Source organism: Bradyrhizobium sp. LB13.1, assembly GCF_054056815.1.
On the sequence record NZ_JBSRYQ010000001.1, the window covers coordinates 4631924 to 4643303 of the forward strand.

8 protein-coding genes and 1 pseudogene are annotated in these 11380 nt (G+C 64.3%); 2 read left to right on the plus strand and 7 right to left on the minus strand.

Features of this window, described 5'->3' with window-relative positions; all coding sequences use genetic code 11:
- Positions 1-138 precede the first annotated feature (138 nt).
- Positions 139-1930: pseudogene (gene argS, locus ACVWYI_RS22070) on the minus strand (arginine--tRNA ligase).
- A 9-nt stretch (positions 1931-1939) separates the two neighbouring features.
- Positions 1940-3148, minus strand: coding sequence for a deoxyguanosinetriphosphate triphosphohydrolase (locus ACVWYI_RS22075; protein WP_456663196.1), 1209 nt, complete (start codon positions 3146-3148; stop codon positions 1940-1942).
- Positions 3149-3297: 149 nt separating this feature from the next.
- Here ACVWYI_RS22075 and erpA point away from each other — a divergent pair, with 149 nt between their 5' ends.
- Complete coding sequence (gene erpA, locus ACVWYI_RS22080; protein ID WP_007610737.1) at positions 3298-3627, plus strand: iron-sulfur cluster insertion protein ErpA; 330 nt, start codon at positions 3298-3300, stop codon at positions 3625-3627.
- Between the two features lie 9 nt (positions 3628-3636).
- Here erpA and ACVWYI_RS22085 read toward each other — a convergent pair whose 3' ends face one another.
- The gene (locus tag ACVWYI_RS22085) at positions 3637-5967 is read right to left on the minus strand and encodes an ATP-binding protein (protein WP_456663197.1); all 2331 of its coding nucleotides are present in this window, start codon (positions 5965-5967) and stop codon (positions 3637-3639) included.
- Between the two features lie 134 nt (positions 5968-6101).
- On the opposite strand from ACVWYI_RS22085, the gene xth reads away from it, so the two are divergent.
- Positions 6102-6899, plus strand: a complete 798-nt coding sequence (gene xth, locus ACVWYI_RS22090; protein WP_354047949.1) for an exodeoxyribonuclease III — start codon at positions 6102-6104, stop codon at positions 6897-6899.
- A 15-nt stretch (positions 6900-6914) separates the two neighbouring features.
- On the opposite strand, the gene ACVWYI_RS22095 is transcribed toward xth, so the two are convergent.
- The 4 genes from ACVWYI_RS22095 to ACVWYI_RS22110 all read right to left on the minus strand — a co-directional run bounded on the left by ACVWYI_RS22095 (position 6915) and on the right by ACVWYI_RS22110 (position 11326).
- Positions 6915-7739 carry a tetratricopeptide repeat protein gene (locus ACVWYI_RS22095; protein ID WP_247349174.1) on the minus strand — a complete coding sequence of 275 codons (825 nt, stop codon included), beginning with the start codon at positions 7737-7739 and terminating at the stop codon, positions 6915-6917.
- Positions 7726-9450 (minus strand): dihydroxy-acid dehydratase, encoded by a 1725-nt coding sequence (gene ilvD / locus ACVWYI_RS22100; protein ID WP_354047951.1) that lies wholly within the window; start codon positions 9448-9450, stop codon positions 7726-7728. The genes ACVWYI_RS22095 and ilvD overlap by 14 nt, the downstream gene beginning before the upstream one ends.
- A gap of 1333 nt (positions 9451-10783) precedes the next feature.
- Positions 10784-10996 (minus strand): hypothetical protein, encoded by a 213-nt coding sequence (locus ACVWYI_RS22105; RefSeq protein ID WP_456663198.1) that lies wholly within the window; start codon positions 10994-10996, stop codon positions 10784-10786.
- A 153-nt stretch (positions 10997-11149) separates the two neighbouring features.
- The gene (locus ACVWYI_RS22110; RefSeq protein WP_247349180.1) at positions 11150-11326 is read right to left on the minus strand and encodes a hypothetical protein; all 177 of its coding nucleotides are present in this window, start codon (positions 11324-11326) and stop codon (positions 11150-11152) included.
- Between the last annotated feature and the right edge of the window lie 54 nt (positions 11327-11380).

Sequence of the window (11380 nt, forward strand, 5' to 3'; positions counted from 1 at the left end):
ATGATGCGTCCCTTCGGGAAAGCCGCACGCCCCCTCGACCAAGGCACGGCTTTCGACCCACAAGGCTTTCAACCAAGTCTAAGCGATCCGGCTTCTGCCGGTTACCCCCAACAATCCCCTTAAGTAGTTCGCCCCAAACTACCGCATCTCGTCCGGAGCATGGACGCCGAGGATGGCGAGGCCCGATGCCAGGACAGAGACGACGCCCTGGTACCATGGCCAGCCGCGCCTTCGTTAGAAGTGCATCATTATTGATAATGAAGCGTAAATAGGGCAAATCGCGCCCCTTCGTCCAAAGTGCATGAAATTCGCTGGCTAAATCATAGAGATAGAAGGCAATTCGGTGCGGCTCGTGGGCGCTTGCGGCCGCTTCCAGCATGCGCGGAAAAATTGCGAGCCGCTTGAGAAGGTCGAGCTCAGCCGGGTCCGACAGCCGCTCTACCGCCGACTCGGCGAGCCATGCGATGCGCTTTTCCGTATCCTCGGGGAGTTCCGGGAACACCTCCGCGCGTGCGTTGCGGAAGATCGAGTGGCCACGGGCGTGACCGTACTGCACGTAGAACACCGGGTTGTCGCGCGACTGTTCCATGACCTTGGCGAGGTCGAAGTCGAGCACCGCATCGTTCTTGCGATAGAGCATCATGAAGCGGACGGCGTCCTGGCCGACCTCATCCACCACCTCACGCAAGGTGACGAAGTCCCCGCTCCGCTTCGACATTTTCACCGGCTCGCCGTTGCGCAGCAATTTCACGAGCTGGACGATCTTGACGTCGAGCGCCCCCTTGCCGGAGGTCGTCGCCTTCACCGCCGCCTGCATGCGCTTGATGTAGCCGCCGTGGTCGGCGCCCCAGACGTCGATCATCTCGGCAAAGCCGCGGTCGAACTTGTTCTTGTGGTAGGCGATGTCGGAGGCGAAGTAGGTGTAAGAATTGTCTGACTTGATCAGCGGACGATCGACGTCGTCGCCATAGGCCGTCGCCTTGAACAGCAGCTGCTCGCGATCTTCCCAATCCTCGGCCGGAGCGCCCTTAGGCCGCGGCAGGCGGCCCTGATAGATGTCGCCCTTGGCGCGCAGGAAATCGATCGTCTCGGCGACCTTGTTGTTGCCGGGGTCCAGCAGCGAGCGCTCCGAAAAGAGCACGTCGTGGCGGATGTTCAGCGCGCCGAGATCGCCCTTGATCTCGTCCATCATCATTGCGATCGCCTTGGCGCGCACCGTCGGCAGCCATGCGGCCTCGCTCATTGCGAGGAGCTTGTCGCCATGCTCCTTCACCAGCGCTTGCCCGACTGGCTTCAGATAGTCGCCGGGATAAAGGCCTTCCGGAATCGCGCCGATGTCCTCGCCGAGCGCTTCGCGATACCGGAGGAACGCCGAGCGGGCGAGCACGTCGACCTGCGCGCCGGCGTCGTTGATGTAGTATTCGCGCGTGACGTCACGGCCTGCGAACTCGAGCAGGCTCGCCAGCGCGTCGCCGAACACGGCGCCGCGGCAATGGCCAACATGCATCGGCCCGGTCGGATTGGCCGAGACGTATTCGACATTGACCTTCGAGCCACCGCGGGCGCGGCCGTAATCGGCGCCCTCGCGCAGCACCGTGCGTAGCGCTTCCGCCCAGGCAGCCGGCTTCAGCGTCAGGTTGATGAAGCCTGGGCCGGCGACGTCCACCTTGGCGATCAGGGTATCCGCGCGCAGCCGCTTGGCAATCTGCTCGGCGAGATCGCGCGGCTTTGCCTTTGCCTCTTTCGCAAGCACCATGGCGACGTTGGTCGCCATGTCGCCATGGGTGGCGTCGCGCGGCGGCTCGACCACCACGCGCGAGAAATCGATACCCTCGGGCCAGTTGGCTTCCGTCGCGAGCGCGCGGCAGACCGCGTGCACGCGTGCGAGCACGTCGGCGAACAGGTGCAGTGCTGAGGATGTGTCGGGCATGGGCGCCGCCTAACGCAAATCCGGGGTCGAGTCAAAGAGCCGCTGGTGCTCGGTCAGAGCGAAACGGTCGGTCATTCCAGCAATGAAATTGCCGATCCGCCGGGCCCGGTCGCCTTCATTGTCCGCCTCCGCCCCGACCAGCCATTCCGGCGGCAGCTCGCCGGGCGATTTGAGGTATTTGGCGAACAGGTCGAACAGGATCTGTTCCGCCTCGCCCATCACCCGCATGACCCGCTTGTGGCGGTACATGTGCTGATAGAGAAAGCGCTTGATGGCGGCCTCCTCCTCGGCGACCGCGGCGGGGAACGCGATTAGAGCCCGGCTCTGCTGGCGCACGTCCTGGGCGGATTGCGGTTTGACGGCAGCGAGGTTCTTCTGCGCCTCGGCGAATACCGCGCCGATCAGGTGCGAGATCAGCTCGCGCACCAGTTCGGCGCCCCGCCTGACGTCTTCGAGGTCGGGGTAATGCGCGGAGGTCTCGGCGATGATCTCCGCGGTCAACGGCATCACCTTGAGGTCGTCGAGGTGAAACAGGCCGGCGCGCAGGCCGTCGTCGATGTCGTGGGCATCATAGGCGATGTCGTCGGCAATCGCGGCGACCTGTGCTTCGAGCGAGGCGAAGCTCCACAATTCGAGATCGTAGATCTTGATGTAGTCGGCGATGCCGACGGGAATGCCGTGCTCGCGATAATGCCCGACCGGCGCGCCGCTGCGATCGGTCAGCGGGCCGTTGTGCTTGACGATGCCCTCCAGCGCCTCCCAGGTCAGGTTGAGCCCGTCGAAATCAGGATAGCGGTGCTCCAGCGCCGCAACGACGCGCAAGGTCTGGGCGTTGTGGTCGAAGCCGCCAAACTCCTTCAGGCAGGCGTCCAGTGCCCGCTCGCCCGCATGCCCGAAGGGCGGATGGCCGAGGTCGTGGGCGAGCGCGAGGGTTTCCGTGAGATCCTCGTCCAGCCCGAGCTGCCGGGCCAGCGCGCGGGCGATCTGCGCCACCTCCAGCGAATGGGTCAGCCGGGTGCGGTAGTGGTCGCCCTCGTGGAACACGAACACCTGGGTCTTGTACTTCAGCCGGCGGAACGCGGTGGAATGGATCACCCGGTCGCAATCCCGCCGGAACGGGCTGCGGGTCTGGCTCGGCGGTTCCGCAACCAACCGGCCGCGGCTGCGCTCGGGATCGCAGGCATAGGACGCGTGGGGGGCAGCCATTCCGACGGACACGGCGAATTTAGTCTCTATCCATTTGATTCTGCGTATGGTGGTACTTAACTATGCCGCACCCGGGATACCAAATGAATTGGGCAAGTGACCTTCAAGTGCCCTTCCTTCAAGTGCCCTTGGTGTGACCGCGGGACTATCGGAGACGAACGATGACGACTGACGTGACCATCAGTGACAAGGCCGCACGCCGGATTGGGGAGATCCTCAAGGGCGAAGGGTCTGGCGCGATGCTGCGGATCTCGGTCGAGGGCGGCGGCTGCTCCGGCTTCCAGTACAAGTTCGACATTGACCGTGCCCGCACCGACGACGATCTCGTGATCGAGCAGGACAATGCGGTGGTGCTGGTCGATTCCGCCTCGCAGCCGTTCCTGGCAGGCTCGCAGGTCGATTTCGTCGACGATCTGATCGGCGCCTCGTTCCGCGTCAACAATCCGAACGCCACCGCGTCCTGCGGCTGCGGGACCAGCTTCTCGATCTGACGTCGCCGGCTATGCGCCGGTGATCTGCCTTTCCTCGTCCGTCCAGTCCGCCTCGACCGGCATCTGCTCCGGCTGAAGCGGTGCGTCCTCCGACACCAATTGGCCGTCCAGCGCGCGCAGCAGTGCCGCGACCAGCGCGGGCTTGCGCAACGGTTTTGCCAGGAAGTCGGACATGCCCGCCTCGCGGCAGATCTTGATGTCTTCGGCGAAGGCGTTGGCGGTCAGCGCGACGATCGGCAGGGCTTCGAAGCGCCCGCCCTGTGCGCGGATCGCACGCGTCGCAGCAAGGCCGTCCATCTCGGGCATGCGCACGTCCATCAGCACGACATCATAATTGCTCTCGGCAACCGTCTCGACGGCCTCGACGCCGTCGGCCACGACGCGCAGCTCGACGTCGAAGGCGCCGAGCATCTTGCTGACGACCATGCGGTTGACGGCATCGTCCTCCGCGACCAGCACCTTCAACGGCCGGTCGAGTTCGGCGATACGCGCCTTCAGATCGTCGGCTTCGTCGCGGTCTGAATTGTGGTCGGATGCCTGCGCCTGGCTCCAGGGCAGCACCAGCGTGAAGCGGAAGGTCGAGCCCTCACCCGGCGTCGAGGTGACGCCGATGGTGCCGCCCATCTGCTCGATGATGCGCCGGGAGATCGCCAGGCCCAGCCCGGTGCCGCCGAAGCGGCGGCTGATCGAGGCATCGGCCTGCGCAAAGTCAGAGAAGAGCTGGCCGAGCTTTTCGGGGGCGATGCCGATGCCGCTGTCGGTCACGCTCCATTCGACAGTGGCGAGCAGATCGCGGCGCGCCTGACAGACTGCTGCGATCGTGACTTCGCCTTGGTCGGTGAATTTCACCGCGTTGGAAGCGAGGTTGAGCAGCACCTGCCTGATGCGCGCGACGTCGCCGCGCAACGTCGGCGGCAGGTTCGGATCAAGCTCGACCTTGACCGTGAGCCCCTTGCTCTTGGCGCTCGCGCGCACGACGGTCGCGACTGTCTCGACCAGCGCCTGCGGCGCGAAGTCGATCGCCTCGAACGCGAAGCGTCCGGCCTCGAGCTTGGAGAGATCGAGGATGTCGTTGAGGATGCGCTGGAGATTATCGCCGGATTCGCGGATCGACGTGACGGCCTCGTGCTGCTCCGGATCGAGCTTCGTCTCCAGCAACATGCTGGCGAGCCCGAGCACACCATTCATGGGCGTGCGGATCTCATGGCTCATCACCGCCAGGAAATCCGATTTGGCGCGGCTCTCGGCCTCGGCCTTTTCCGCGCGCCAGCGCTCGGTCACGTCGCGGCCGAAGCCGCGATAGCCGAGGAATTGGCCGTCGCGGTCGTGGGCTGGATTCGCAGTAAGCGACCACAGCCGCGCCTCGCCGCCGGCAACGACCTTGAGGTTCATCTCGTGCAGCGGTTCGGCGTGCTCCATCAGTCCGACGACGTTGTAGGCCGCGCTTTTGTCCTCCGGGCACAGCATGTCGAGCACGTCGGCGAAATGCGAGCCCTTCAGCAGCTGCAGCGGCAGCTGCGCGACGGCGGCGAATCGCTCGGGCACGTCGACCAGATGCCCTTCGGCATCGGTCTGCCACAGCCAGTCGCTGGCGTTCTCCTGAAAATCCTTCAGCAGCAGCGAAATTATCTCGGTCTGGCGCTCGAGCTCGAGCTGGGCCTTGAGATTGCCGAGGAACAGATTGCCTTGCGAGACGATGTTGCGCGCCATGAAGAACGCGAACAGCAGCAGGAACACCGCGGTCACGAGGTAAGGCCCGGTGCCGCACAACAGCAGTGCGCCGGCGCAGGCGATCGTTGTCGTCGCGAGATAGACGAGGCCGGCGCGCGGGAAGGTCGAGAGCGTGAAGGCGCCGCCGGACATCATGCCGACCATCAGGCAGGCCAGGACGAGCTGGCTGGTCGGCTCGATGCGGCTGAACAGGGCGAGCGGCAGCGTGCCCCAGATAGCGGCCAGGAAAAATGCCTGCCGCAGCATCTGCCGCGCGGCGCACGCGGTAGCCTCTTGCGGCGGGTTCCGATGCGAACGCCGCCACGCGCGCACCGCGAGCGAGGCGGTGGCGGCGAGGGTCATGCCCCAGATTGCGAGGAAATCGTTCCAGCCCCGGCCCCAGAACAGGACCAGCACGACCGCAACATTGAGCATGGTGACGGCCATCGTCATCGGGATCAGCCGGGTCACCGCGTCGATCTGCTTGGCGCGGATGCGGCGCAGCTCGCGCTCGCTGAGATCGGCAGTCAGGCCGTCCTCGATCTCGAAGCCGCCGAGCCAGTACAGGAACGCGCCGATCAGGCCGTCGCGCGGCTCGGTTCGCTTCATGGATTTGTCCGGCCATCCCATTCGAAAAACCTTTTCAGTATCAATGGCCCAGGGCCGGCTTAAGCCGGGTTAATTTTGTGGGAGATTTTGCGGGCGCCTTGACGGGCGCGTTTGCAGTTTGTTCTAACCATGGCCCCTGCCCGGAGCCCGCCGACATGCCCATCAGAATTGCCACCTGGAACGTGAACTCGGTCCGGCAGAGGATCGATCTCCTCCTGACCTGGCTGAAGGAGTGCCAGCCGGACATCGTCTGCCTCCAGGAGATCAAATGCGTCGACGAGGCCTTCCCGCGGCTGGAGATCGAGGCGCTCGGCTACAACGTGGTCACCCATGGGCAGAAGACGTTTAACGGTGTCGCCCTGCTCTCGAAGCTCCGGTTCGACGAGACCAAGTCGGGGCTGACCGGCGACGACGAGGATGCGCACGCTCGCTTCCTCGAAGGCGTGGTCACTCTGAAGCGTGGGGTGCTGCGCGTCGCCTGCCTCTATCTGCCCAATGGCAATCCGGTCGGGACCGAGAAATATCCCTACAAGCTCAAATGGATGTCGCGGCTTCTTGAGTATTCGAAGGAGCGCCTCAAGTCCGAGGAGCCACTGGTCCTCGCAGGCGACTTCAACGTCATCCCGCATGCCCGCGACGTCCATAACCCCGCCGCCTGGACCGAGGACGCCCTGTTCAAGCCTGAGACGCGGGAGAGTTTTCAGTCCCTGCTCGGCCTCGGCCTGACCGATGCGCTGCGGGCGGTTACTGACGAGCCCGGGCTCTACACCTTCTGGGACTACCAGGCCGGCGCCTGGCAGAAGAACCATGGCCTGCGGATCGACCATCTGCTGCTGTCGCCACAGGCCAGCGACCGGCTCGCCAATGTCGGCATCGACAGCTATGTGCGCAGCTGGGAGAAGCCGTCGGACCACGTGCCGGTGTGGGCGGATCTGGATCTCGAGGCGGCGTGAGGCCGCCTCAACCAATCACTCCCGGCGGCCCTGCACCCACTGCTCCAGCATTTGCAGGCACATGGCGCGGTCGTCGTCGGACGATTTTGCGAAGGCGCGGTTGTAGTTTTCCTTGATCCAGGTCTCGTCGCTACCTGCGCTGTCACGCGCCAGCGTCAGCCACATCAGGCCCCGCGCGGCCTGCCGCGGCAGGCGGTCGCCGTTGAACAGCATCTGACCGAGCAGCGCCTGGGCCTCGTGCTGGCCCTTCTGCGCGGCGAGCCCAAGCCAGCGCGCGCCGTAGCGGAAATCCTCGCGCGAGGCGTCCGGTGTCTTCAGGTACAGGCGGGCGAGGTCGTATTGCGCATCCGCGTTGCCGAAATAGGACGCGGCATAGGAGAACATCTCCCGCGCGCGCTCCTGGTCCGGCTTGACCTTCGAATTCGGGATGCCGCTCAGATAATAGCGACCGAGCGCGACAAAGGCGTTGGCGACGATCTGCGCCTGCGGCGCCGAGGGGCTGTCCTCGGCATGTGCGTTGGCGATGCGGCTGAAATACTCGAACGCGCGCACATCGTCCTGAGCAACGCCGTCGCCATTGGCGTACATGCGGCCGAGCCTCCACTGCGCGATGGGGTGGCCACCCTCGGCGGCATATTGCAGGGCGCTGAGCGAGCTTTCCTGGGTCGCGACCGCCGGCGGCACATTGCGCACCTTGCCCGCTGCGCCCGGCAAGGTCGTCACCACCGGGATGGTCGCATCCTTCGGGCTGACGGGCGCGCCGTCGAAGGCGAGCGCCGGCGCGCCTAGCGCGGTAGCCCCAAACACAAACGCAACTATGATACGCCTAGATGTCCGCATAGCACTGTTTCTCGTGCGCGCCGCCCGGATGGGTCACTGCCCCCCCGACCGCCGGTCCAACCTGCTGAGCATATTTCCAGAGCGCGCCCGTCGTGTGGTTAGTCGCGCGAGCGCTCCATTTGGTCTTGCGCTGTGCAAGCTCCTGGTCGCTCAATTTTACGTCAAGTGTCCCGGCGACCGCATCGATCTCGATGATGTCGCCGTCCTCGAGCAGCCCGATCGGGCCGCCGATGGCGGCTTCAGGCCCGACATGGCCGATGCAGAAGCCGCGGGTGGCGCCGGAAAAGCGGCCGTCGGTGATGAGCGCGATCTTGCCGCCCATGCCCTGGCCGGTCAGCGCCGCGGTGGTCTGGAGCATTTCCCGCATGCCGGGACCGCCCTTCGGCCCCTCGTAGCGGATCACGATGACTTCGCCTTCGCGGTAGGTACGCTTCTGGACGGCCTCGAAAGCATCCTCCTCACGGTCGAAGCACCTGGCCGGACCGGTAAACCTGAGGTTGGACATTCCCGCGACTTTCACGATCGCACCTTCTGGCGCCAAATTGCCCTTCAGACCGACCACACCGCCGGTGACGGTGATGGGCTTGTCTGCCGGGTGCACCACGTCCTGGTGCGGATTCCATTTAACGCTTTTGAGATTTTCGGCGATCGTTCGACCGGTAACCGTAATGCAGTCACCGTGGAGAAATCCGTTGTCGAGCAGCGTCTTCATCAGAAGCGGTATGCCACCTACTTCAAACATGTCTTTGGCGACATAACGGCCGCCCGGCTTCAAATCAGCGACATATGGTGTCTTTTTGAAGATTTCAGCGACGTCGAACAGGTCAAACTTGATGCCGCACTCGTGCGCGATCGCCGGCAGGTGCAATGCAGCATTGGTCGAGCCACCGGACGCGGCGACCACGGCGGCCGCATTCTCCAGTGCCTTGCGGGTGACGATATCGCGCGGCCGGATGTTTTGAGCGATCAAGGCCATGATCTGCTCGCCCGCGGTCATGCAGAAGGCGTCGCGAATTTCATACGGTGCCGGAGCACCAGCCGAGTACGGCAGCGCCAGGCCGATCGCCTCGGAGACGGTCGCCATCGTGTTGGCGGTGAACTGCGCGCCGCAGGCACCCGCCGAGGGGCACGCCACGCGCTCGATCTCGTCGAGATCCTCGTCCGACATCGCTCCGACCGAGTGCTTGCCGACGGCTTCGAACATGTCCTGCACGGTGACCTGCTGGCCCCGGAAATTGCCGGGCAGGATCGAGCCGCCGTAGATGAAGATCGAGGGCACGTTGAGGCGGACCATCGCCATCATCATGCCCGGCAACGACTTGTCGCACCCGGCGAGGCCAACGAGAGCGTCATAGGCGTGGCCGCGGATCGTCAGCTCGACGGAATCGGCGATGCATTCGCGGGACGGCAGCGAGGAGCGCATGCCGTCATGGCCCATGGCGATGCCGTCGGTCACGGTAATGGTACAGAACTCGCGCGGCGTGCCGCCGGCGGATACGACGCCCTTCTTCACCGCCTGCGCCTGGCGCATCAGGGAGATGTTGCAGGGCGCGGCCTCGTTCCAGCACGAGGCGACGCCGACGAACGGCTGGTGGATCTGCTCGGTGGTGAGACCCATGGCGTAGAGGTAGGAGCGATGGGGCGCGCGCGCAGGGCCTTCCGTCACGTGACGGCTCGGCAGCCTCTGCTTGATGTCGGTCTTTGCGTCCATCGCAAACCAGTTTCCCCGGCCAACCCTTTCAGACCCGAAAAATCAGAGCCAAGATTTGAATCGACCTTGGGATTTCCCGTCGCCTTTCAGGACCACCGCTGCCGCTAAAACATTAGAGTGATTTTATTCAAGTTCAGGTGTGGCCAAAAAGCGGCGTTGATGCGAACGGACAGAGATGAGGGTTAGATCCGGGATGAGTGTTGCATGGACGGCACAATCGTGGCCCGAAGGACACGGGAAAGCCTACAGTGATACCCTCGCTGGAAAGGCGGTCCACAACCTCAGATTTTGCGGCGGGTGACGCGCGCGGCTCACCTCGGCAGATGACGGCGCGCAGCTAGGGTGAGTCGGCGCCGAGTGTCCCGGACGCGCTGCAACGCGCAGCGTTGCTGCGCAGAGCCGGGACCCAGAAGGCGACACGTTACAATGCGGCGACATGGGCCCCGGCTCTGCAGCGCACCGCAAGGGCGTTGCGCAGCGTCCGGGGCATGAGAGCGAATTGTGGCGCACGCTCTCTCAAGTCGTCATTGCGAATATGAGGCGGCAGCGCCACTCTCCAGCTGCATTTTTGATTGCAGACACACCTTCGCATCCTCGCGGCGCATTCCGCCCGAGCTCTGCTTCGTCGCTCCACCCTCTTGTCCAGGAGGGCGCAGGGAAGGCCGGGTGCCGGCTGGCACCCACGGTCCGCTGCGCGAAAGGTAGCGCAAAAGAACCGCACAGCAGCATACAGGTGTAGCCAATCACTCGGCCTTCCCTGCGCAGTGGCTTTACGGCTTATGCCGTGCTCTCCCGGGAGCCGAGTTCCTTTTGGCCTCCCTCGTCTTCACGAAAGTCGCGGACACCGCGCCGGTTGACGCGAATGTCGCCTCCGCAAAGGCTTGACCGTAGCAACGACGGCCAGGACCACACGGTTTTGCCGTACGCACGGCTCGCTTGTCGCCACCGGTTTCGACGACGTTGTGCACGTTGCCGCCGACCTGATGACGAGACGAACCTGACAGCGCCGCTCGTCGACACGAAGCCTCGGGCTCACGGAGAGCAATCCGCCCCGCCCGCACTTTCGCGCCCGACGCTGTCGCGTCCACCGCACGCCCGGCTCGCGAAACGTGACGACACAAGATCGCCCCTCTTGGGTGAGCCGGGATGGGCGACACATACGCCAATTCCGAATTTCGGTAAAGTGGAATATTTTGGATGCGCCGGCTTGACAGAGGGGCGAAACAGCAAGGTCCGATGGGACGCAAGCGTGATCCGGCAAGTGCCCGACGACGGGCGAGCGGCCCCGGATTGCGCTTTCGCTCCATCGGGCTACGAGACCCCGCCGAGCAGCTCAGCGCGCACCCTTGATGGTGCAAGAGGTGCTGCAAGTGACCGTGTTGCCGTGGTCGCACGCCTTGCAGGCGGCAACGCACTGGTTCATGTCGCGGGAATTGTAGGAGGTGTAGTTCCGCATCGCGCAGACCGGGGTCGAGCCGGTGATGTCCTGCTCCTGATTGCAGGCAGCCGTCATGAGCGCAAGGATCATCACCGCAAGGAGCCGCATGGGATCGCCCTGTGAGACACGACAAAACAATGTTTACAAGGCGCGCTGCATCGCAGCGTGCCCCGGCATTCCCACAGCGGAGAAGCACAGCAAGCGTCCCCGCATCGACATGTAGGATGCGCGCCAAGTGTTAAGAACGGATTGCAGCCGGCGTCAGGCCGCAGCCTTGGTCGCGATCGCCTGACGCATATCCAACGCCAGCTGGCGATACTGCTCCGAAAGCTTCAGATAAAATTCCCGCTTGGTGCGGTCCGTGGCGAGCTTGGCGATCAACTCGCATTCCGCGGTGAGCGTCTCGAACCGCTCCAGCCTGTCCTCAAGTTCTGTCATCGGCGTATCCCCATCAAACGCCTCAAGGACATCAAACCTAGGCCCGGGAAATAG